The organism is Paenibacillus liaoningensis (assembly GCF_059609455.1).
The window spans coordinates 1-22,663 of the sequence record NZ_JCAALU010000002.1 but is presented as its reverse complement, the minus strand read 5'-3'; the positions used below and the strand labels follow the sequence as shown (position 1 = coordinate 22,663).

18 protein-coding genes are annotated in these 22,663 nt (G+C 51.4%); 16 read left to right on the top strand and 2 right to left on the bottom strand.

Translation table 11 applies throughout. The features are described from left to right. Positions 1–93: 93 nt before the first annotated feature. Complete coding sequence (mqnE, locus tag AC6B99_RS02670) at positions 94–1,197, bottom strand: aminofutalosine synthase MqnE (RefSeq protein WP_494859665.1); 1,104 nt, start codon at positions 1,195–1,197, stop codon at positions 94–96. A gap of 432 nt (positions 1,198–1,629) precedes the next feature. Here mqnE and AC6B99_RS02665 point away from each other — a divergent pair, with 432 nt between their 5' ends. Both AC6B99_RS02665 and AC6B99_RS02660 read left to right on the top strand, forming a co-directional pair. Next, entirely contained in the window at positions 1,630–1,992 is a 363-nt protein-coding gene (locus tag AC6B99_RS02665; protein ID WP_056039292.1) for a HesB/IscA family protein, read from the top strand. Between the two features lie 197 nt (positions 1,993–2,189). After that, positions 2,190–3,104: a protein kinase domain-containing protein gene (locus AC6B99_RS02660; RefSeq protein WP_494859667.1), complete on the top strand. Its 915-nt coding sequence runs from the start codon at positions 2,190–2,192 to the stop codon at positions 3,102–3,104. Between the two features lie 155 nt (positions 3,105–3,259). On the opposite strand, the gene AC6B99_RS02655 is transcribed toward AC6B99_RS02660, so the two are convergent. Beyond that, positions 3,260–5,302 carry a vWA domain-containing protein gene (locus AC6B99_RS02655; protein WP_496662704.1) on the bottom strand — a complete coding sequence of 681 codons (2,043 nt, stop codon included), beginning with the start codon at positions 5,300–5,302 and terminating at the stop codon, positions 3,260–3,262. Between the two features lie 443 nt (positions 5,303–5,745). On the opposite strand from AC6B99_RS02655, the gene AC6B99_RS02650 reads away from it, so the two are divergent. The 14 genes from AC6B99_RS02650 to AC6B99_RS02585 all read left to right on the top strand — a co-directional run. After that, entirely contained in the window at positions 5,746–7,914 is a 2,169-nt protein-coding gene (locus tag AC6B99_RS02650) for a transcriptional regulator (RefSeq protein WP_099516653.1), read from the top strand. 130 nt (positions 7,915–8,044) lie between these two features. Continuing rightward, entirely contained in the window at positions 8,045–8,470 is a 426-nt protein-coding gene (locus AC6B99_RS02645; protein ID WP_056039302.1) for a hypothetical protein, read from the top strand. Positions 8,471–8,605: 135 nt separating this feature from the next. Then, positions 8,606–9,082: a DnaJ domain-containing protein gene (locus AC6B99_RS02640; RefSeq protein WP_494859672.1), complete on the top strand. Its 477-nt coding sequence runs from the start codon at positions 8,606–8,608 to the stop codon at positions 9,080–9,082. Positions 9,083–9,121: 39 nt separating this feature from the next. Then, positions 9,122–9,694, top strand: coding sequence for an FHA domain-containing protein (locus AC6B99_RS02635; protein ID WP_099516651.1), 573 nt, complete (start codon positions 9,122–9,124; stop codon positions 9,692–9,694). 113 nt (positions 9,695–9,807) lie between these two features. Further along, a complete protein-coding gene (locus AC6B99_RS02630; RefSeq protein WP_494859674.1) occupies positions 9,808–10,335 on the top strand; it encodes an FHA domain-containing protein in 528 nt (175 codons plus the stop codon). Between the two features lie 13 nt (positions 10,336–10,348). Then, positions 10,349–11,209 (top strand): protein phosphatase 2C domain-containing protein, encoded by an 861-nt coding sequence (locus AC6B99_RS02625; RefSeq protein WP_494880001.1) that lies wholly within the window; start codon positions 10,349–10,351, stop codon positions 11,207–11,209. A 33-nt stretch (positions 11,210–11,242) separates the two neighbouring features. Beyond that, entirely contained in the window at positions 11,243–13,126 is a 1,884-nt protein-coding gene (locus tag AC6B99_RS02620; protein ID WP_496662703.1) for a PP2C family protein-serine/threonine phosphatase, read from the top strand. Positions 13,127–13,180: 54 nt separating this feature from the next. Continuing rightward, positions 13,181–14,473, top strand: coding sequence for a normocyte-binding protein (locus tag AC6B99_RS02615; RefSeq protein WP_494859678.1), 1,293 nt, complete (start codon positions 13,181–13,183; stop codon positions 14,471–14,473). After that, positions 14,464–15,159: a hypothetical protein gene (locus AC6B99_RS02610; RefSeq protein WP_056039312.1), complete on the top strand. Its 696-nt coding sequence runs from the start codon at positions 14,464–14,466 to the stop codon at positions 15,157–15,159. The genes AC6B99_RS02615 and AC6B99_RS02610 overlap by 10 nt, the downstream gene beginning before the upstream one ends. An 807-nt stretch (positions 15,160–15,966) precedes the next feature. Then, entirely contained in the window at positions 15,967–18,723 is a 2,757-nt protein-coding gene (locus tag AC6B99_RS02605; protein WP_496662849.1) for a molecular chaperone, read from the top strand. A 136-nt stretch (positions 18,724–18,859) separates the two neighbouring features. Continuing rightward, complete coding sequence (locus tag AC6B99_RS02600; protein WP_496662702.1) at positions 18,860–19,750, top strand: DNA and RNA helicase; 891 nt, start codon at positions 18,860–18,862, stop codon at positions 19,748–19,750. Positions 19,751–19,793: 43 nt separating this feature from the next. Continuing rightward, positions 19,794–20,366: an RDD family protein gene (locus tag AC6B99_RS02595; protein ID WP_496662701.1), complete on the top strand. Its 573-nt coding sequence runs from the start codon at positions 19,794–19,796 to the stop codon at positions 20,364–20,366. 99 nt (positions 20,367–20,465) lie between these two features. Further along, positions 20,466–21,065: a hypothetical protein gene (locus AC6B99_RS02590; RefSeq protein ID WP_496662700.1), complete on the top strand. Its 600-nt coding sequence runs from the start codon at positions 20,466–20,468 to the stop codon at positions 21,063–21,065. Then, on the top strand, positions 21,062–22,663 hold a 1,602-nt coding region (locus AC6B99_RS02585), incomplete at its 3' end, for a contractile injection system protein, VgrG/Pvc8 family (protein WP_496662699.1). The genes AC6B99_RS02590 and AC6B99_RS02585, both read left to right, overlap by 4 nt.

The window sequence follows — 22,663 nt, the reverse complement described above, 5'->3', positions numbered from 1 at the left end:
ATCAGTCATGGATGCTGCAAGGGTGTGCATGTAAACCGGAAGCCAGTCCTGCGCTATGCATACACGCCTTAATATATGTGATTGGTCAGATGATTACTCATAAACCTTAACTTCGTTGTAGAAGGTATCGCGTTCAACCGGAACGCGTCCTGCACCTTTAATCAGCCAAATTAAATCCTCACGAGTAATGCCTTCTGGCGTAAGTGCGCCTGCGGCGTGGCTAATGCGCTCCTTCACAATTGTACCGTGAGCATCGGAAGCGCCCATCGTCAGTGCGACTTGCGTCAGCTGTGTGCCAATATTTATAAAATAAGCTTTGATATGCTGGAAGTTATCGAGCATGAGACGGCTAATCGCGATCGTCTTTAAATCCTCGAAAGCGGAGTTGCGGCGTCTAATGCCCGCTTTAGGATTTATCGGCTGCATGGACAAAGGAATGAATACCAAGAAGCCATTTGTTTCATCCTGCAGCTCGCGGATTTGAATCATATGCCTTACGCGGTCCTCTTTGCTCTCAATGGAGCCGTACAGCATCGTTGTATGTGTTTTTAACCCTAGGTTGTGCGCCGTGCGGTGAACATCAAGATACTGCGACACGTCGGCTTTCGTTACGCGCATTTTTTTGCGGTATTGGTCAGATAAAATTTCGGCACCGCCGCCTGTCAGGGATTTCAGTCCTGCATTCATCAATTCCTGCAGCACTTCTTTATACGTCAAGCCGCTAATCCGCGAGAAAAAATCAATTTCCGCCGCTGTATAAGCTTTCAGCGTGACATCTGGATATTTCTTATGCAAAGCTTTTAGAGAATCGACATAATATTGAAAAGGCACATGCTGGTTATGACCGCCAACAATGTGGAATTCGCGTACGCCCGGGTGAATATGCTGCTCGACGTATTCAATCATTTGCTCCCCAGTCAGCGTGTAGGAGCCAGGCTCGCCTTCATCTTTGCGGAAGTTGCAAAATGCGCAATGCGCTTCACATACATTCGTGAAATAAAGGCTCATATTTTCAATAAAATAAACCTTATTGCCATTTTTGCGCAAATTCGCTTCGTTCGCGAGTTGGCCAATCGTCAGCAAATCGTCTGACTCATAGAGAAATACGCCATCCTCCAGCGTCAGCCGTTGCCCATTTCGAACTTTGTCAATAATTTCCTGCATGCGCTTCTGTTCTGTAGGTACCGCGATAAACATATCGGCATCCTCCTTCATTTTTTCCAAGTGGTATTGCTATTAAAAAGACATAAAGGCCGGCGAATGCGATCGTCAGCCACAATCGGGTCAACCTCAGATAAGGACATCACTGTCGGTACTGATTGGGCTAATTGTGAAAAAAATAACTTGCTGATCCGATTTTGTTAAAAATATAAGACTGGTATAAGTGATTCGTTTATGTCAGGCTTATATTTCTACGCGCAACGAAGCTTTACTGGTTAAGTATAGCATCAGTCGTTTACGCTTGAGATGACATTATTATAAACCTCTATTGTTGCAGCGGCAACTATTAAGTCATAGCTTTGCCATATATGAAAGCGGGCAAAGGACTCTTGAGCTGTTTCGTGAAGAGGAGTATACTAGACGTATAAGCATGCATTAGAATCGTATTTTGCAGGGAGGTAATGAATGATGATTACAATCAGTGAATCGGCAACTGATAAAATAAAAGAAATGCTGGAATCGGAGGGAACTCCGGAAATGTTCCTGCGCATCGGTGTGAAGGAAGGCGGCTGCAGCGGCTTTTCCTACAGCATGGGTTTTGATGATGAACAGTCCGCGGACGATCAGGAAATGGATATGACGGGTCTGAGAGTCGTCGTTGACCAAAGCAGCCTGCGCTATCTGAACGGCCTGGAGATCGATTGGAAGGAATCTGCTATGGGCGGAGGGTTTACGATCGAAAATCCGAATGCGAGCGCTACATGCGGCTGTGGAAGCAGCTTCCGCACAGCGACCGACGCGGGCAAGCCTGCTGAAGCTGGCGAGTGCTAAACCATTTTTTAAATCATGAATGAAATAAAGCTTCATTAATAATGAAGTAAGCCATCTTATAGGCGATAAACAGGGAGCAGCTAATCGGCTGCTCTTTTTTATAGAAAATTTCCTTCTCCTTGTGACAATAACTGTATGCGCAGCCGATAACATATATAAGAGGCGAAATAAAACTTTTGTAAGATGGGGACGAGGTTATGGAGCAGGAAAAAACGACGGAAGCGTTAGTTCGCAATACGCGAATTGGCGACGTTTATCAGGTGAAGCAGGCCATTCATCAAAGCGAGCTTTCCATTGTCTATAAAGCGCGGCAGACGGAGACGGGCGAGCTGAAGCTCATTAAAGAGTTTTTCCCCCAGCAGCTGGCGAGGCGAAAGGCGGATCATATAACGGTAGGCTGCGGCCCGGCCTTTGCCGAGAAATTTCGCGAGCTGCTTTGCGTCTTTGCGCAGGAAGCGATTATTTTGAAGAAGCTGAGCCATCCGCAAATAGTAGGCTACACGGATTATATAGAAGCAAATGGCACGGCGTATTTAGTTACGGAGTTTTGCCGCGGCCTCACGCTGGAGCATTATTTGCAGCAGGAGGACGTCACCCGAGCGCAGCCAGAGCTGCTGTCGATTGCTGGTGGAGTAGTAGGCGCGCTGAAATATGTGCATGATCAGGGCATCATTCACCGCGATGTAAAGCCGGGCAATATTATGATTGACGAAGGTGGCGGGGTGAAGCTGATTGATTTTGGCTCGGCGATTCCTTATGGGCATCCTGGAAAGCAGCTTATTTTTACTTCAAGCGGCTATTCGCCATTGGAGTTTTATTCGGAAACGTCGCGGCAGGAGCCGGTATCCGATATATATAGTTTAGCGGCTACGCTTTATTATATTTTTGCAGGGAAAGCGCCGCTGGATGTCAGGCAGCGCCTGTTCGAGGATAACCTTGCTGCGGTAAGATCGTATAACCATCGCCGCATTAGCGCTCCCTTCGATAAGCTGATCCACTGGGGACTTGCGATGTCGCCGGAAAAAAGATGCCGCTCTCTCGGCTGGTTCGCCATGGCACTCCGCTGGGAAAGCCTGTTAACAGCTGGCAAGAAGCGGGACAGGCAGCTTTAGCGGGCAAAAATAGCATCGTTTCTTCTATTATAATTAGCAAAGCAGCAGCATGAAAAAGCGTCTACGACAACGAATTGTCTTAGGCGCTTTTTCATTTGGAACTTGTTATATAAGCTTCATTATAAAAATCAATTGGTAAAGCCTCATTCTCTAGCTCAATCCGGCCTTGTAAAAATATTCGTATTCGCCTTAATCGGCTTGTAGCGCAGCTCAATCTCCGTAATGCCGTCCTCGAACGTAATATACAGCTTGTCGCCATATTGCAGCGGCTCTTTGCGGTCTTTGCGCAGCGCGGTTTTGCCGCGTACGAGCGTGCAGCGTGACGTATGCTTCACGAACAACGTTCCTTTTTTCCCTGCATAAAAGGTAATTGCTGCTGCTTCAGGCAGCGGCTCATTAATATCAAGCGAATGGAACAGCTGCTGTAGCGTAATGGAATGCTGCGGGAATGAAGTCAGCGGCCAATACGTCACCGGAATTTCATTGCCGCTCGCGGTGTTCAGGAAGAAGCCTTCCAGTCTGCCGGCAAAAGGCGGCTTCGGACGCAAGACGAAATAAAGCACCGTTCCAATAATCGCGAGTATCAGCACACTAACTGCAATTTGAAGGTACAGCGTCCAGACGGACGTTACTTCTACTTTAATCGTCCGCGTCAGCGTTCCGCCTTCCGTATCTGCCGCTTCAATAACCAAGTCGGACGTTCCGGTTTTGAGCGGCTCCAGCTGCAAAATGCCATCGGCTGTAATAGCAGCATCATAACGGTTAGAAGCAGCAGTAGACGCAAGCTTGAAGGTTAAGGGATCATTGTTCGGATCCGTGAACAATGTGTTTATCGCAATGTCAGAGCCGCCATCTTCCTTGCTGAGCTTGATGCGGCCATCGCCTGCTTCCACAGGAGGCAAATTAGTAACGGTTAACGGACCGCCCGGCATAACGCGGTAAAAATCCGGTCCTTCCATTCGCACGCGCCAGCTGTAATTGCCCGAGATCGGAAAGCTATAGCCAGCCTCCAGCTTATCCTCTGTCAAAGTCATCGGAATTTCCTCTGATTTTTTCGTATCTTTGTTAGTAATCGTAAGCACCGCTTTGACCGTTGCATAAAAATCGGCATCTGCCAGCGGCGAGCCGTCTGGATGGAACAGCTGTGTTTCGAACGGTGTAGGCAGGCCCTTCACAATATCTTTATCAGAAGACAGCTTTGCCTCACCATTCAGCTCATAGTTGGCCAAAACATAAATTTTAACCAAGTCGCCTGAGACGCCGCGGAATTTCAAGTTAAAGGTGCCTTTGAGCGGCGACGTAATTTTCAAAATCGTATATTTGCTCGAATTGTACATCCGAATGTTGCTCGATTGATAAAAGAGCTGCGTCTCATTGATCGGTTTCTCCGAAATGAGAATAATGTTGGCCTCGCTCATGCTCCCGTTCGCTATCGTGACCGGAACTTCCTGCAAGCTGCCTTTCGCTGTTAGAGCGGCAACGGGGAGCAAAATCGACTGCACCTGATCAGCATAAATTTGATTGAAAATTTCCGGCAAATCCTCGGCGCTGCTCGTCATAAACGATTTGCCGCCGGTTTCTTTTGCAATGCGGGCAAGCTCCGCTTTATTGACCGTGCCGTCATGATTAAGCCCAATCGTATAAATCGGGAAGCCATTTTTTTTCGCAAGATTGATTGCTGCGGTTACATCCTCCCCTGAATCCTGCACCGTGCGATTGCTGGAGTAGATGCCGAGATCTGTAGCCCCGTCTGACAAAAGCACAACATAGGCTTGGCTGTCTTCCTTGCGCTGCTCGGCGAGCATATTCGTCCCCTTGAGCAGGCCAAGTCCGATATCGGTATAGCCTTTGCGCTTCAGCGACTCGATCGAGCTTTTCAAACGGGTGCGCTTCTCCTTGACCGACATATCCGTTAGCGGCTGGCTGTCCACAATCGAATGGTTGTAGGCGACGTATCCGATGCGCGTACGCTCGGCCTCGCTCATATCCATCAGCATATGGATAACTTCCGCAGACGTATTGCCTGGGTCGGTTTCCGTCATGGAGTAGCTTGTATCAAGAACAAACATCGCATCAAATTGGTTGGCAGGTGGAGCAGCTTCCGCGGCGGCGGAAGGTGGGAGGGAAACAGAGAGACTTAGCAATAAGCTGCCTATGCATAAAAATAACAAAGAACGTATAAATGGTTTTTTTATCATAATTGTATGTATAATCCCTTTCTTTCTAGTTATTTATGGGTTGAATAATTGATCGAATATGGAAGAACAGGGCGGCGCGGAGGCGCTTATAGGGCGGGCGGCTTATGGGAAAAACGAAGTGATTTACATTGTTTGGGCATTACCCTAAGAATGTTATCGGAATCCATCTAAAAATTAGTAATAGATTTCGAAAAATAGAGACTTTAGTTCTATTTATTATTGTAAATAAGTATAAAAGTCCTAAATTGTATTTATTGACAAACAAGGATTGGAGTGTTTAGTATTATTGGTGTAAAGTCTAACTTTGTAATAATTTGTATGAAGATCGAGCCTATTGCAGGAAGGAGGGGCGCTATTTTTGCTGAAAAAGGTAGAATCTTCACCGATTTTGCTAGAAATACAAGCATTTGCTTGTTTCAGCCTAAACTTAAGCGCCATGCCTAATGGACATTATTAATCAGACGAACCGAACTATTCTTTTTGAGGAAATTAATCCCGAAAAACTGGACTTGATAACGCTGGTAGGCGACGTGAAAGGCATTGATAGCCTAAGCGACGACAAGGTAAAGGAACTGAATACGAACCTGCTCGTTCGCAGCTTCGATGAGTTTCTGGACAAGTTCTCGCCTAGCGTCTATTCCTTTTTCAACGCAGCGAACCAGAAGGTCGTTTATTCCTTGAAGAAGCCGGAGGGGCTTGCCGAGGATCAAATTTCAGAAATCAAGATCGACCAGCACAACGATTTTCTGAAAATGCTGTTTACGCTCATTGATGCGAAGCGCAGCCAAGGCATCTCCAACGTAGATTTCAAATTCGAGCATTTGCTCGACATGATTTCCCCGAAGAAGGTAATGGACGATATTCGCCAAGTGCGTAAGGAAATCCATTACTTGTACAGCCAGTACGAGAAGCTCGACGATGGCGATCCGAAGCAGCTGGATATGGGCGACAAGCTCAATGTGCTCTTCGAGGAAGCAAGCAAGAACTATAACAATGTTATGGCGATGCTTCCACTTGCAATCGAGGATATTAAGACGCGGCTGCTCCTTGGCGGCTCGCAGGAAGAAAATGCAAGCGAAGCGGTGCAAATCGGCTTGCTTACGATCGGCGAAAGCGGCGAGCTGAAGATCATTGAAGCACCGAAAAGCGACAGCCAGGAGCTGATGCTGCTTGATGAGAGCAGCGGCAGCGCACTCTCCGAAGTGTTCGCGGATGATTACGGTTCGGTGACGGATTCGCCGTCGGCCTATGTAAAGGATTTGGTTGTGCGTACGTTCTCGCCGCTGCCAGCTGTTCAAGCAGATGTGGATACAGCGACAGAAGTGAGAAACTACAACACGTACCTGGAATTTTACAAAACGGCGAAGGATGATTTCGTCAAAACGGTTAAGCCGCTTGTGGAGAAAATTTTGGGCGTGAAAATGTTTTTCGACCAATACACAAGCAAAAACAAAGGTATGGCGCCGTCCCTGCTTATTACGAACAATAAGCTCGACATGACGGTGAAAAGCAGCAGCATTACAAGGCTGGAAACGTACCTGAACACCGTGAATGCGAAAAATGATTTTTCCGATACGATTTGGTTCGGCATCGTGCCTTCCGTCGAGCTGGAAACAGCCGGAAAAGTAAAAGTATCGCGTGAACGCTTCAAAGGCAACGAGCAGGTAGTGAAGCAGGATGGCAACAGCATGGAGTCGCTTTCTTCTTTGCTGCAAGTGCTGGGCGAATACAAAATTCAAGTTTTCTTCAGCTTCGAGACGGGCGAAGAGACGACCTTCAGCAACATTGCCACTGCGGGCATCGACAAGTATTTGGACAAATGCAGCGTGCTGACCCGCAAATCCTACAGCGAATTCGCTATTCCTACCGTACCGAACTTCACCATTATTCCGAAAGACAAGTCAGGCGTTGTCATTGACAGCCGCATGCTGCAAACCGAATATGGCGTCCAACTGTCGCAGGAGAAGGAAGACATTTTGCGCCTGTGGATTGAAGGCGTTTATGTAGGCGCAGCTTATGTTGCCGCCGGCCTTGTTTCCGCTTATCAGTGTCCGGAATATTTGCGCGACCAATACAAAACGGTCAGCCGCGAATATCCAGGCGTCCGCTTCGACATTGAAGCAGGCGACAATGCGCTTCGCGTTCCGACGACGATGGCGAAGGAAATTTCCGGCTTCACCAACAATATCAAGGATGCGATTAATCGCAAAAACTTCGGCTTTATTTTCTCCTCGGAGAACGCGCAGCTGCAAGCGAAGGACATCAGACGCATTACGGTATACAAAGCGAGAAGCCTTGCCACCTCGGAGGACGGATTCGACTCCATCTATAAGACGCTTGTCAGTACTTATGTTGAGCGTATTCTCCGCTTCCAGACGGGCGACTTCAAGCATGAAAATATCGTGAAGTTCTTCAGCAACAATCCAAGCAGCCAAAAAAGCAAATGGCTTGGTTCGCGCGGCTATACGAACTCGATTATTCACGATGGCGATGATATGAGCTTCATCATTGATGAGAAGAGCAATCTTTGCCACATTGATCTCGTGTTCAACGGCAATGTGAAGAACCTTGAAGTGATGATTACAAAAGGAACGACGCCGGTTAAGGCGTAACGCTTCCACTAAAGCAAGTCCCCAATCGGGTGTTAAAGGAGAACGCCTTCGGGCGCTCCCCTTTCAACATATATAGAACTCGTCAGGCGCTAGCACCTGCGGGTACACCATTTCAAGGAGGAATTTTAATATGGGATTTAAGTTGACGATTGAAGGCGCAGAAAAAATCGAGCTGGGCTTGGACAACATCCAAACCGTAAAGTATGACACAGATACACCGGATGATTCCAATGCACGCTCCACTGATGTAGGCGCAACGCTTCGCATCAGCGGCAAAATCATTACAGCAACAGACGGCGACGCTTTTGACGACACGCTCAAACTTGCTAACTGGTCGCTCGTTCCTGCTGAAAAAGCAGACAGCTACCGCAAAGTAACGCTGGAAGTTATTTCTGCTGACCAAGTGGTTCGCAAAATCCACTTCCCGAACGCATTCGTTGTTGACTACACAGAAAGATTTGGCGACACAGAAGGCGTCGGCACTTTCGAACTGTACATCAAGCAAAAGAAAGACAAAACCGAATTTACAGCTATCGACGGCGGTTACCCGCTATAAGGCCTGAATTCGGCAGTGCCCGCTCGCGGGACCCGTTTCCTATAGAGCAGGCTAGCAAATTCAAGAGGCATATATGCCTCTTGAATTTGATTAAAGGGGTATTTCCCATATTTTGAAAAGTGATGAGGGAGCCGAATGAACAACTATTATGACGTTTTAGGCGTCCCGAAAGAGGCAGACGCAGCAGCGATCAAGGAGGCTTATCGCAAGCTCGCCAAGCGCTATCATCCTGATACGAATGGCGGCAGCTTAGATGCGGAGCGCAAATTCAAAGAAATTCAGAAAGCCTACGAAACACTGGGTGATCCGGATAAACGGAGCAGCTACGATGAGTCGCTTTCCGGCAGAGGGCATGCAAGCGGGGCGAAAGGCAGCGCTGCGGGCATGGGCGCAAATGCGGGCAAGAAATCGGCTGGCGGAGCAGCGGGCATGGCTGGCATGGCTGGCATGGCAGGCGGGGGCGGCGATGGAACACCGCTGTCGAAGCAATTCGAGCAGTTTTTCGGCTTTAAGCCGCAGGGCAAGGAAGGCATGACGGAGAAGCCTGGCGGCAAACCAAGCAATCCGCTGGATACGACGGATTTATTCAATCGCTTTTTCGGCAAAAAATAAAGCGGTGCCAAGTGTTCAAGGAAGCGGGAGAACGGAGGAATGACGGTGAAGGCGACGGCTGTTTCAGGTCGTAACCCGAGCGGCAGATCGGCAGGCATTATAGCCCTGGATATCATTATCGCCATTCTGGCTATTGAAGCTTTATATTATGCCTTCTTCATCAATGAAGACAAAATGCTGCAAGGGGCAACCGGCGTAATCGCAGGAATTTTAATCGTTGTATGGCTGGCTTTCAAATGGAGGCCGCAATGGAAAAGTGCAAGCAAGGCAGCAGTGATTACCCGGCTCGTCATGATAGACGAGGAGGGCGAGCGTTTGAAGGAATGGTACATAGATGGAGAAACCTCGCTATTAATCGGCAAAAGCTCAAGCCGCAGCGATGTGGATGTAGACCTCTCTGATGCCGAATATGCGTCGATTATCAGCCTGCAGCATGCGGTGCTGAACCACTCTAAAGGCATTTGGTATTTGGAGGATTTGGATTCGACAAACGGCGTGGGATTGCGCAAGTACAACAATAGCGTCATTACGAGAATTGACAATGAACAATCATACCGCATAGATAGCGGCGATCTGATTGTCATTGCGAATACGAGGCTGCTCGTTAAATAACGAAAGGCAGCTGTACATAACGAAGAACATACCGCGAGACGCGCGTGCAAGCAGCTGTGGAAGCAGCGGCAGCGGCGTGTGTTTACGATTAAATAGACGGGGGAAGAGCTTAGATGAGTTTGACAAGATGCCCGAACGGCCACATGTTCAGCACCAGAAAGCATGGCAATTTATGCCCTTATTGCAGTATTAGCGTCGAGCCTGCGGCAGCCAAGGGCGGCGATCGCAAGGCGGCCCAGCTGCCAGAGACGGATGATAAGACGATGCCTTATTTGGGCGAAACGAAGGGAATTCATCCGGTAACGGGCTGGCTTGTCTGCATTGAAGGTCCGCAGCTTGGCCAAGATTACCGCATTATGGCGGAGAAAAATTTTATCGGTCGCTCGGAAGAGATGCATATTCGCATTATTGGGGATAACACCGTCTCCCGCCGCAATCATGCCGTTATCGTCTACGACCCGAAAAAACGCAATTTTTATTTGCTTCCGGGCGATGCTTCCGGTCTTGCCTACCACAACAATGAAGCGGTTTATTCCCCTGTCGAGCTGACCTCCTACGATGTCATCCAGCTTGGCCATAGCAAATTTATTTTCATTCCGCTGTGCGGCGCCCATTTTGAATGGGAAGACAGTTCAGGTTAAGCCGATGATTATGATGAGGCTGATGGATATTCCTCCGGTCATTATATTGCTGGCTTTTCTGGCTGTTATAGCAGCGCTGCTGCTCATTCGGCGGCGCCTGCTTGTAAACAGCCCGGCGGAAGCGGAGCCCGCGCATTCCGTACAGGAGCTGCCAATTGGCAACGGCCAGACGATTGGCGCAAGAAATGAACAGGATGATTATTTTGCCAGTGCCGAGACGCCGCAAGGGGTTGTAGCGGTGCTGGCCGATGGGATAAGCGGCCTTTCCAACGGCCGGATGGCAAGTACGGTGGCGGTCACAACTTTTATGCGGCAATTTATGAATGTCTCCGCTGAGAAGGAGATCGTCCCTTTTATTTCTAAGGCAGCTAAGCTTGCCAATAGTGAGATTTTGCGGCAGCTGGGCGGTGCAAGCGGCGGGACGACGCTTGTCGTTGCGGTTATGCGCGGCCTGAAGCTGTATTGGGGCGCGGTGGGCGACAGCATTTTGCTCATCTACCGAAATGGCGATTTCATCCCGGTTAACCAGAAGCATACGTATGCAACGCTGCTGGAGGAACGTTATTTGTCCGGCGAGATTTCCAAGGAGGAAGCACTGGCGAATCCTCAGCGCAAGCAGCTCATTAACTATTTAGGCTATGAGGGCTATCAGGAGATGGAAATCGGCGAGAAGCCTTTCGAGCTGCGGCAGGGCGATAAAGTGCTGCTGTGCAGCGACGGTCTATACAATACCTTGTCGGAGGTGGAAATGGAGGAGGCGCTGAAAAAAAGCCAGAGCCCCCATGAAGCAGCCGAATACATGATTGAAGCGATCGAGAAAAAACGTTTGGTCAATCAGGATAATGCCACCGTCATTGTGCTGGAGGTCTGGTGATCGGCGGCAAGCGACAAGGATGCGGAGGTACAGATGAGAAAGGAAAACAGCAGCTTCAAAACGGATTTCCTGTCGGAGGCAGGGACGTTTATGGAAAATCGGGATTATTTTGCTTACGTTGAGCTGGATGACAGAGCATGCTGGATTGTCGCGGATGGCTGCGATAACGATGTCGAGGTCCGCAGCGCCGAAATGGCAGTGCAATGCCTGCTTGAAAATTTCACGCATAGGCCGACAATGTCAAAGCGCAAGCTGGAGTCTTATTTGCAGGAAGCGCAGGATTGGCTTCGCCTCGAAAGCCGGCGCGTACGGCTGAAGGTGAGCTTAATTATGGTCGTTACGGATTATACCCGCATCGTATGGGCGGTAGCGGGCAATGCGCGGCTTTATCATTTTCGCGGGGGACGGCTGCTTGGGCAAAGCAAGGATTTGTCTTTAGCACAGGCGATGGCCGATCGCGAAAGCATTTCCGCCTATAAGGTGGATCGTCACGAGGAGCGCCACAATTTGCTGCAATACGTCGGCAAGCCGGAGGGCTTAGAGCCGTTTATTTCGAAAAAGACGGCGCTAAATGACGGCGATGTGCTGCTGCTCGTTACGCCCGGCATGTGGGAAAGCGTGGACGTTCCTGAAATGCTGGATTCGCTGGAGGATACCGAGGACCCGACCGCGCTCGTCGATACGCTTGAGGAAGTGCTGCTCAGCAAGCAGCAGCCAGTCATTGGCAATTATACGGCGGCCGCTGTCTACGTAGATAAAGTGTACAAGGAAGACAAGAAAAAATGGAGCAAATGGGTGAAGCGGATTGCGCTGGTGATGATTCCGGTCATCATTGCGGCCGGCTTCGCTATTTATTATAAAAGCCGGACTGCGGCGCGGATGGCGGAAAGCCTTGCCAATATGCTGGAATATGAGCAGACGGGCGACACCTACGTCGAGGAGCGCAATTATGCGCAGGCGCTGAAATCGTACAGCGAAGCCCGTGCCGAAGCGAAGAAGCTTAAGGATAAAGTACATATCGCCTTGTATGGCGTGAAATACAAGAAGGTCGATCTAATCGTCGCCGGAGACGGGTTTCTGAAGGAGGGCGATTACGAGAAGGCGCTGACGCAATACAAGAAGGCGAAGGAAGAGACGAAAAACGACGGGCTCTATGACCAGCAGGAGCTGGATCAGAAAATAAGCCAGATCGATGAATATGTCCGCATCGCCGCGATTGTGCAGGAGGCGGATTTGAAGGCCGAGGGGCAGGATTATTCGGCAGCGGTGCTGCTCTACAAGCAGGCGCGCAAGGCTGCGCTTAATGTGGGGTTTGTGGAAGGCGAGAAGGAAATCAAGACGAAGCTGGATGAAGCCGAGGCGAAAATTGCCGAGCTTGTGAAGGAGCAGAAGCTGCTGAAGGCCGAGAATTTGGAGAAGCGCGGCGACCGCAGCTTTGCCGCTGGCAATTATGAGGCGGCGATTGACGCTTATACGCAGGCACAGGCGATTTATCAGGAAATCGCGGTGCTGGAGCCGGTGCTCAAGCTGGAGCGCAGCATCGGCAAGGCGGAGGATAAGCTGAACCCGGTGCCAAGCCCGGCAGCGGGCGGCGATGCCGGCACGGGAAGCGGCAGCGGAGCGGGCAGTGCCGGAACGGGAAGCGGCAGCGAAGCGAATAGTGACGCTGGCGGAAGCAGCTCGGGCAGCGGCAATGCGAGCAGCAGCGCGGGCAACAATAGCGGAGCAAGCGGCAGCGGCGCAGATGCTAGCGGTGCAGGCGGCACCGCGAATAGCACTGCCGATGCGGGTTCGTCAGCCGGAAGCGGAGCGGGAACGAGCGGCGGTACGGTGGCAACTACCCCGGCGGCAACGCCAACGCCTACTTCGGTGTCGTCAGATCTGGAAGCAACGGAGCAGGCGAATACAACGGGCTAGCTGCAATAGCTAAGCCAAAGCAAAGCACAGCAGCCAGCAGGGAGGGAGAACGGAATGAAGGATATCATACAGGATCGGCTTAGCCGGATGGAGGATTTGGAGCAGCGAAAAATATTAAAGCAGCTCATGACCAGCATGTTCAACGGGGTCGTCGATTATCAGGAGAAGATGAACCGCGAGCTGGAGCAGCGCATCTTCGGAGAGCTGGGAGCGGGTGACGACAAAAATGATATTTTCGTCACCGTCTGCGCGCGGGAGGATATCGATCCGATCCATGATTTTTTGTATCCGATGCTGCCAGGAGACGCCAAACAGCCGGAAATTCCGCTGCATGACATTATTGCAGGCCTGAGCCGCAAGCAGGAGTGCAAGCTGCTGACGGTGTTTATGGAATGCAGCTATCCCGAGCTGAATGAGCTGCTGGCACGGCGCCGTATTTTTCAAGGGAAGATGGAAACGAATCGGGGGAGCTATGCAATAAGCGCCCGCGTGGAGCGGAGCCAGACGTATACGGGCGAGATCGAGCGGCTGTATGATGTTTTTCAAAAAAATGGCATAGCGTGGAAGACACTAAATCATCCTTACGCCTATAAGTTTATTGATCTCGTGCTGACCGGAAGCGACCGCATTCCGGAGGAAGACGAGGAGATTGTAGAAATTAGCGTCGATCTGGAGCAGTATGAGCGCTTTAAAAAACCGGATATTGTGCCGCTATGGAACATTGAGCGTCTGGAAATTCGCAACAGCGGCTTTCCGGTTCCGGCTGCGGACCGCATCAATTACGAGCATGTGCTGTCCTTGCACAAGACTGGAGCGGGTCACGGCTACCTGGTAGACGCCGATGAGCAGGATGTCCGCTACATCAAGCGTTCCGCCGAGGATTTGACGGTCGTCAGCCCGAAGGAGGCATCCGGCGTATGGAGTGTCTGGAAGCTGACCCAGCCTATTATGTCGCAGGTTGGCAAGCTTGATTATCCACTGTTCTCCAACCGCAAGCGTGAAGGCTTTATTGGAAAATATGCCCGCCAGCAGTCGGTGGCGGTGCGCGCAGTCAGCGAGCTGATGCGTCTCGTGCATTCCTTCGAGGCCGCGGATGCACTGGAGCTGGCAAGCGCCGAGGTAGATGGCAAGCCGCTCGGCCGCAGCGGGCAGACGTATGGGATGAATCCTTTCATCAGCGATAATATTCGCTCGGAATCGGGCAAGAAGCGGCTGAAGCTGACCTTTCGGGGGCGCGGGGCGACGCAGGCTGGAGCTGATTTTGTGCTGAATGATGTGATGAGTTTTATGGTATCTGAAATTCAAATGCATTTTCCGGAATACAGCTGTGAAGGAGAATGGGCTTGAACTACGTATGGGATTTAGTCATCAAAACCGAGCAGAAGGGGCTTGCGCGGAAAGGGCTTTATTTTACGCCGGCCAAAGTGTATTCGCCTTATATGGAGCTGAGCTTGCCCGATCTGAATGCGACGCTTGTGGATCGGGACATTGAGGTTAATGCGGATTACCGTTTTACGGATATTTTTGACGGCATGTTTGATTTGGATTACGAGGAATGCGCAGAGCTGAGAGTGGCGCTGTTCGATATTATGATGCACTTTCTCGCCGATGTGGATTTATCGCAGGGGATGAACCTGAGGGAATATTATATCCGGTTTATTTTGCGGGATATTGAGGACGGCCTGTTCGGCGACGAGGTGAAGCATGGGCTGACGCTGTTCACCCGCGACGAGCGGGAGGTTATTGCGGCCAATCTGCTGCGGCTTTATGAGACAGGCGAGGCGGTTTATCTATTGAAGGATACGATGCGCAAGCTGTTCAAGCGCTCGACGATATATGTGAATTGCGAGGAGAAGGACGAGCTGGTGTTTTACGTCGGGCAGAAGCGGACGGAGGCAGTCGAGGCGCGAATTGAGCTGGTGCGGCGGCTATTTCTGCCTGTACGGTTTGTGACCGAAATTTATTGGGAATATCATTTTGGCCTGCTTGATGTGGAAGAGACGATGCAAATCGACCGCATTGCGCTCTATTAGAGACGAAGGAGGAGGGCTGTCATTATGCGCAGCTATACCTATAAATTAACGAAGCCCGGTGCTGAAAATAACGCAGGAGCACGGCCCCACGACGAAGCGGCGGCGACCCGCGAAGCGGAGCAGTCCCGGGGCAGCTACGATGAAGGAGCCGCAATGGCTGGCGGGGACAAAAGTGCTGGAGGCCCGAAAGGCTACGGGCAAGGGAAAGTGCAAGGGCAAGGCCCAGCCCAAGGCGATCAAGGCGGGTATGGTCAAGGCGCGGGAAACAACGATGGTTATGGTCAAAGCCAAAGCCAAAACCAAGGTTATCCGGATGGAAACGGGCAAGGTGCTGGCAATCGTGGTGGAAACAGTGGATACGGCGGAAACGCTGGGTACGGTGGAAACGGGCAAAATCAAGGTCAAGGCGGCCGCGGCGGGAACCCTGATCGCTATATGGATGAAGCGGCGGCAGGCGGAAATGGCTATGGCCGTGGAGCGGCAGATGGCGGCCGTGATCTAGGCGGTGCAGGCAATAGCCGTGGGCAAGCAGGCGGTTATGGAAATGGCGGCTTGGATGATGGCGGCTATGGCAATGCCAATGGCAGTGCGAACGGAAATGGGAACGGAAATGTTAACGGTAACGGAAGGGCGGCTGGCAATGGTCCGGCGGCAAAGCTCGGCGGCAGCTACTTGGATAAAGAGGATGCAGCTAACACTGCTAATGGGAGCGGAAATGGGAGTAGTAATGCCCGTTATTCGAGTAACGGCGCAGGCGGGAGAGACGATATGCGGGGACCTTCGGGAGCATCGCGCCAGCCATCCGGCATGAGAACGCATTATACGCCGCCAGGAGCAAAAGGTCTCGGCCCGCAAGCGGGGCAAAATGCCCGTGGTGCAGCAGCAAGACGCTATTCGCTTGCTGAGCTGGAGCAAATGACGACGCATCAGCTGCGCAGCATTTGCCATCAGGAGCGCATCGTCAAAGGTGTTGTGGAGGCGCAGAGCCGCGAGGAGCTCGTTCGCATTGTGCTGAAATATCGCGGTGCAGATGAAAGCCTGTTTATTGATGAATATGAGGAGCAGGGCTTTGAGCGGCTCGAATATGCTTTGCATCATTATTTAAATACGCCGCTGCGCGATGCGGCAAGCATCCACATCCCGGCGAAAATTACGATCTACAACGGCCTGCCGCTGGGTCGGCGGGATGGCTATCAGGTGCGTGCGCCTCATGTGCCGAGCGTGTGCGAATCGAATGTGCTTATTGTGAATGAGCAGGAGGAAGTGTGCGGAATTTTGCGTCTGGTAAAAGATGGATTAGAGCCAGGCGTCTTTATGCTGTGCGCAGATAAAAATACGGTGTACCGCCGAACGGCGAACCGCAATTACAGCCTGCTGCTGTTCCGCAAGCAGGATTCGGAATATTTATACAAAGCCTACTACAGCAATCGGCTGATGCCGCCTGCCAATTTGCATTACTGGCGCATGCCGGTGTCCGAGCTGGACATTCGCGAGGTGGAGCAGACGCAGGCGGTGCTCGCGATTGACTTCGGCACGTCGAATACGACGGCTGGCGCTTTTCTCGATTATGGCTTTATTGCCGAGCCGAGCAGCCATGATATTTTGAACGGCAAGCTGCGGCTGGGAACGATTAATTATGTATCCTTTGCCAAAACGGCGGAAGGCGATGCGGCTGGCGGGGACTTCCTCCATTCTGGCGGCAGTGGAATGGGCGTTGCGTCCACGGCTGGCTGGATCGAAATGCTGCCGACGGCGATTGGCGTGGCAGATTGCGCCGACATGGGCGATATCAAATACACCTATGGATATGAAGCGATGCGTCAGCTCAAGCATAATGCGCATGCGGGGAGAACGAGCGTTTTTCTCGGGATGAAGCGCTGGGTGAATGGGATCGGCAAAATGGAGGAAGTAAGCGACGCAAGCGGCAATACCGCCGTGCTGAGACGGAGCGAGCTCATACGCGCTTATTTGCTGCATGTCATTCAAACGGCAGAGCATCAGTTCAAATGCCGCTTCAAGCATTTGCATTTTACAAGCCCGGTGAAGCTGAAAGAACCGTTTATGGCGATGTTCCAGGAAGTGCTGCAAGATGATTACGTCATCGAAACAGAGCATGCGCTCGATGAGGGCATGGCGGTGCTGTACAACACGATAGCTGACCAAATCGAGCAGGATCGCTACATGGAAGGCGAGACGTTCGAAGCGCTCGTTATCGATTGCGGCGGGGGAACGACCGACCTGTCCTCATGCCGCTTCCGCATTGAGGAAGGGCGAATCTCTTACAACATCGATATTCGCACCGCCTACGAGAATGGCGACACGAATTTTGGCGGCAACAATCTCACGTACCGGGTGATGCAATATATCAAAATCGTTTTTGCCGATTATTATGCCCGCGGCCGCGTCTTGACGGATCTCGATGAGCTGATCGGCATACCCGGCGCGGACTTGTTCCGCCATGTGGATGAATATGGCGTTGCCGCGGTATATGAGCCGCTGGAACAAAGGTATCGGGAAGCGGAGCGGGTGCTGCCGACGCGCTTCAAGCAGTATGAGAACCGGACGCGTGACGATTATTGGCGGGTGCGGCGCAATTTTTATTTTTTATGGGAGCTGGCAGAGGAGCTTAAGGTTGCGTTCTTCCGTCGGACGAGCACATTCCGCAGAAAGTTCGAAATTGCAGAGCAGACGGCTCGCTCCGGGCGGATGGATCGCGGGGACAATGACCTTGAGGTGATGCCGATTGCCGGCTGGTGCTTGTCGCTGAATGAAGGCGGCAGGTTCACCGATCGACATGACAGCCCGGACGCGGTGTTCACGGTCAATGAAATGTCCAAGCTGCTGAGGGCAGATATTTATAATATTGTGCGGGCGTTTTTGGAGGATTTTTATGAGGATGGCCGTTTGCAGCAGTACGCGATGATTAAGCTGACTGGGCAATCGTGCCGGATCGAGGCGTTCCGCGAGGCGCTGAAGGAATTTGTGCCGGGGCGCAGCATTGAGTTTGGGCTGAAAGCCGATGAGGCGGGCAAGGTGCCGGAGCTGAAGCTGGCATGCCTGCGCGGGGCGATTCGGTATTTGACGGCACGCAAGCTGGGCCAAATTCAGACGACGGTGACGCGGAGCGCGCCAGTCGTGCCGTATACGGTGACGGCCTATACGCATCAAGGCGGCGAAAAAGTGCTCATCAGCAGCATGGAGCAGCTTAGCCGGATGCGGGGCGCGGTGTCGCGGCCGATGCATGTATCGGAGGTCGCTTTTTATCTCAAGAGCGGGGACGACAAGCTGCAGCGCAAATACGTGTATGATAACAGCCGCAGCGTTTACAATGCCGCGTTATATGAAGAAATCGCCGCCTTGTACGGCGAACAAATTCCGCAGGAGGAAACGGATTTAATCGTGAACGGGGAAGTGAAATTTTTCGTCGTGACGGGCGAAAATCAATGGGGCTTCCACATCGTTCCGGTCGCACGGACGCAGGAGCAGCTCTTGCTGGGCGAGAAGCGGCTGTTCACATTCGAGGATGATCTGTCGGAGCTGGATTTCTTTGACGGGCTGAAATAGATAGCAATGAAGAGATAGAGACAAAGCTAGAAATAAAGATAGAGCTAGAGACAGAGCTAGAAATAGAGATAGAAAAATAAAAAGAAAGTGCAAGGAGATTAGAAGGGTGAAATAGACAGGAAGGAAGTGAGAGGATATGTTTGCAGACCGCTATCCCAGCTTTCAGAAGGGCCGAATTCTAAAGACGGAGATGCTCAGTAATCTGCGGGATTACCCACGGCAGATGTTCGATATCCAGTACAGCAGTTATTCGGATGGCATTATTTGCGGGGCCGAGGTGCTGGTGGGCGAGGAAACGCTGACGATCAAGCGCGGCATCGTCAAGCATGACGGGCGGCTGTTCAGCCTGGAGCAGGATTATGAGCTGCCTTATTCGGCATCGGGAAATGAGACGCTGATTAAAATCCGTTTCCCCTCGGAGCCGAGTGTACGCAGTGATATTACGAGCTATGAGACGGAAATCGTGCTGGAGCCCGCTGGCCAGCTACGCGGGAACGAGCTTGAGCTGGGACGTTACAAGCTCAAGCCGGGCGCGAGGCTGCGCCAAAGCTATGAGGGGTTCCATGATTTGATCACCGAGTACAACACGGTGCAGCTCATTCATGTGGAGCATGCCGCTTACGGGCGCAGCACGATGGACCCGATCGTCATGCGCCTGTACGGAGAAGAGCTGCTGATGCGCAACTGCTCTGATCCGCATGACATTTCGTTTGCGATGCTGTGCCTGAATGAAGGAACGGTGGCGATGCCGGTCATTGAGCATTATGTAGCCGCAAGGCTGGGGCTGGAGCGCCGAGGCGTGCAGCGGGGCTTTCATATGGGAGCGAAAGGCGGCTCGGTCGGGGGAGCTCATTCAGCGGCTGGCCGAGAACGGATGGGCGATACGGGGAAATTCGATGACCCGACTCCAGTAGACCGGGACCAGCTGTATGGCAATTTGCGCCGAATACTTGGCAGCGTGCATCGCGGCGGAGCGGCGAAAGGCGATCTTCGCCCAGGCGGCATGCGGCGGATGCTAGTGGATTAAGGAAGTTCAAATACAGGAGAGATCAGACACAGGAGGCCATATTTTGGTTTATGCAGGTTTTTGGAAAAGGTTATGCGCGTATTACATTGATGCTTATATTATTACAATCATTAGCTATATAAGTGTGCTAGCTTTAATGCTCTTTTTTAGTGGTTTAAATGGGCTGTCGTTCTCTGAATTTACGGATAACAATGAAACGGATGGCTTTTTTATTGGGGTATTTCTATTGATTCCTTTCATTCTGATCGTAACTTGGCTCTATTTCACCTTGATGGAAATGTCGCCTGCTCAAGGGACGCTTGGGAAAATGGCCCTTGGCATCATTGTGACCGATGAACGTTTTGAACGTGTCACGTTTGGCCGCGCGACGGGAAGATTTTTTGGACGAATCGTATCTGGAATGATTTTGTATATCGGTTTTCTTATGATTCCCTTCACAAGCAAAAAGCAAGGGCTGCACGACAAGATGGCAAAAACCTGTGTGGTGGATAAAAAAGTTCTGCTTCTGGCGAAGCAGTTTGGTCTGGATGTGCATCAGCCGCCGTTTGTGCAGTATCCGACATATCCTGCGTATACGCCAGAGCCGCCACCGTTGGCTCCTTTTGGGAAAGAGTGAGTATGCTTTTTCGGAACGAATTCTCTTTTTTAACAAAATAAAAGCTTAGAAGCAGGTTAGTCCAAGAATAGGCTAGATGACTTGAAGGAGGACGACAAGTTGGAACATGCTGATGAGAAAATACTGAAATTGCTGCAAGAGATGGAGACATTGGAGCACCCCAAAACGATTCATGCCGAGAGCATTCGGATCGGGGTAGAAAACTACGTGTTTGAGCCTGTTTTCTTTTTCAACGAGCGTTTGTCGGTGCATCTGCCAAGCCAGTTTACGGATATGGATGAGCAATCTCGAAAAGCCAAATATCCGTATGAGGAGCGTCCTGAGATCATTAAGGCAAATGCGGATGGAAGCATTGCTTTTACACTGAAATATGTGGATGAGTCCTTAAGCGACCCATGGGTAGATGAGCTGACTAATGGGATGAAGGGAATGGTTAAACGGGCGAATCCGTCTAATGTTTTCTACACGACAGAGGTGGAGGAAATCAATGGGAAACGCATTGGTTTCTTCGATTTCAAAAGCTCGGCGCTCGACGGTTACCTGTATACGATAATGTTCTTCCTCGCGCTGGACGGCCAGGCGGTTATCGGGTCTTTCACATGCCCATACAGCTTGTATGCCGATTGGCGGGAGATTGCTTACCAAATGCTGCAAAGTATCCGGGTATACGAAGAAGCAGAGGAAGAGGTGCAAGCATGAGTGAACGTACAGAAAGACCGGCAGAGCGAGTAGGACGTATGGAAGCACGCGGAGCAAAGCAGGAAGCTGGTGGCATGGATTTTATGGCAGGCCATGCTGCGGCAAGGCCGATGGCTCGCAAGGAGCTAGTGGAAGGAAGAGCGGCTAGACCTCAGGAACAGGCGGAGGGGATGGAAAAACACGAAGCTAAACCATCGGCTCAAATGGGGAGTGCGGATCATCGTGAGGCAAGGCCGTCAGGCCATGCAGAGCGTGCGGAGAGTCGTGCTGCAAGACCATCAGGTGAAGCCAAGCATATGGAGAACCAAGAAGTACGCCCAGCAGGCGCAATGGCGCGCATGGGAAGCATGGCAACCGGTATGTCAGGTCTAATGGAGCGTGCGAAGGGCCGTGCAGAAAGACCGGGGGGACGAGCGGAGCGCCCGGAAAGTATGAGGATTCACCCAGCCGCAGCCACCACCACCGCTATACAAAGCGAGAGTGCAAGCAGCCAAACGGCCCACCCGATTTACACCCTCGCAGACATCTATATGACCGAAAGCCCCTATGAGCAAATTACCGCCTTGACGATCGTAAAAGAAGTGAATGAGCATATTCAGCTGACGTTGAGCGGCATTGTGCCGGAGAGCAAGCTGGATGTCTATATCGAGCGCATCTCGGACAATGAGCCGATTGAGGTCTATACGCAGACGGAGGAAAGCGGCAAGCGGACGCTTTTTCACGGCATCATTACGAACGCCCGCATTCAAGTGGTGCAAAACGTGCGCACGCTGACGATCGAAGCACAAAGTCGCACGTTCCTGATGGATCTCAAAAAGGAAACGCGCTCCTACCAAAACGGGCAGCAAACGTATGAGCAGATTTTGAACCAGCTGGCGTCGGATTATCCGAAAGCGAATGTCGTGGATGAAGCGTCGCAAGGCAAGGCGATAGGCGGCCTAATCATGCAATATCTAGAAACCGACTGGGCATTTGCGAAACGGCTGGCTTCGCATTTTAATATGCCGCTGCTGGCGATTAGCGCGATGCCGGGCATCCGTTTTTATGCGGGCGTGCCGGAGGCGGGCGGCGAGGTCGTGCTGACAGAGACGAACTATTCAATCCGTAAGGAAATGGGCGTCTATAAGCAATTGGCTGAAAATAGCAAAGCGAGCTTTACCGAGCAGGGCCGGATGATCTATGAGGTGACGAGCCATACCGCTATTGAACTGGGCAGTGCCGTTCAATTTCAGCGTCGCTCCTTATTCGTATACCGAGTGGAGGCGCGCACGGAGCAGGGACTGCTCGTCTACCATTACGATCTTCGAGAGCGGGAAGGATTTCGCTGCGGCACCCGTTATCTGGAGGAGATTACGGGTATTTCGCTATTCGGGACCATTGCTGGCGTGGAAAAAGACAAAGTAAAGCTGAAGCTGAAAATCGACGGCGGAGGAGCGGATACATGGTTCCCATATTCGACCGTGTATTCGTCGCCAGACGGCAGCGGGTGGTACTGCATGCCGGAGATCGGCGATGAGGCAAGGCTGTATTTTCCGGATGCAGAGGAGAAAAATGCGTTTGCAGCGAGCTCGGTTGATGTCGCATCTTCGGATACGACG

What these genes read in the sequence shown, in the direction of transcription:
- mqnE (WP_494859665.1), bottom strand. Translation starts at nt 1,197, where the DNA reads ATGTTTATCGCGGTACCTACAGAACAGAAGCGCATGCAGGAAATTATT.
- AC6B99_RS02665 (WP_056039292.1), top strand. Translation starts at nt 1,630, where the DNA reads ATGATTACAATCAGTGAATCGGCAACTGATAAAATAAAAGAAATGCTG.
- AC6B99_RS02660 (WP_494859667.1), top strand. Translation starts at nt 2,190, where the DNA reads ATGGAGCAGGAAAAAACGACGGAAGCGTTAGTTCGCAATACGCGAATT.
- AC6B99_RS02655 (WP_496662704.1), bottom strand. Translation starts at nt 5,302, where the DNA reads ATGATAAAAAAACCATTTATACGTTCTTTGTTATTTTTATGCATAGGC.
- AC6B99_RS02650 (WP_099516653.1), top strand. Translation starts at nt 5,746, where the DNA reads ATGGACATTATTAATCAGACGAACCGAACTATTCTTTTTGAGGAAATT.
- AC6B99_RS02645 (WP_056039302.1), top strand. Translation starts at nt 8,045, where the DNA reads ATGGGATTTAAGTTGACGATTGAAGGCGCAGAAAAAATCGAGCTGGGC.
- AC6B99_RS02640 (WP_494859672.1), top strand. Translation starts at nt 8,606, where the DNA reads ATGAACAACTATTATGACGTTTTAGGCGTCCCGAAAGAGGCAGACGCA.
- AC6B99_RS02635 (WP_099516651.1), top strand. Translation starts at nt 9,122, where the DNA reads ATGACGGTGAAGGCGACGGCTGTTTCAGGTCGTAACCCGAGCGGCAGA.
- AC6B99_RS02630 (WP_494859674.1), top strand. Translation starts at nt 9,808, where the DNA reads ATGAGTTTGACAAGATGCCCGAACGGCCACATGTTCAGCACCAGAAAG.
- AC6B99_RS02625 (WP_494880001.1), top strand. Translation starts at nt 10,349, where the DNA reads ATGAGGCTGATGGATATTCCTCCGGTCATTATATTGCTGGCTTTTCTG.
- AC6B99_RS02620 (WP_496662703.1), top strand. Translation starts at nt 11,243, where the DNA reads ATGAGAAAGGAAAACAGCAGCTTCAAAACGGATTTCCTGTCGGAGGCA.
- AC6B99_RS02615 (WP_494859678.1), top strand. Translation starts at nt 13,181, where the DNA reads ATGAAGGATATCATACAGGATCGGCTTAGCCGGATGGAGGATTTGGAG.
- AC6B99_RS02610 (WP_056039312.1), top strand. Translation starts at nt 14,464, where the DNA reads ATGGGCTTGAACTACGTATGGGATTTAGTCATCAAAACCGAGCAGAAG.
- AC6B99_RS02605 (WP_496662849.1), top strand. Translation starts at nt 15,967, where the DNA reads ATGAGAACGCATTATACGCCGCCAGGAGCAAAAGGTCTCGGCCCGCAA.
- AC6B99_RS02600 (WP_496662702.1), top strand. Translation starts at nt 18,860, where the DNA reads ATGTTTGCAGACCGCTATCCCAGCTTTCAGAAGGGCCGAATTCTAAAG.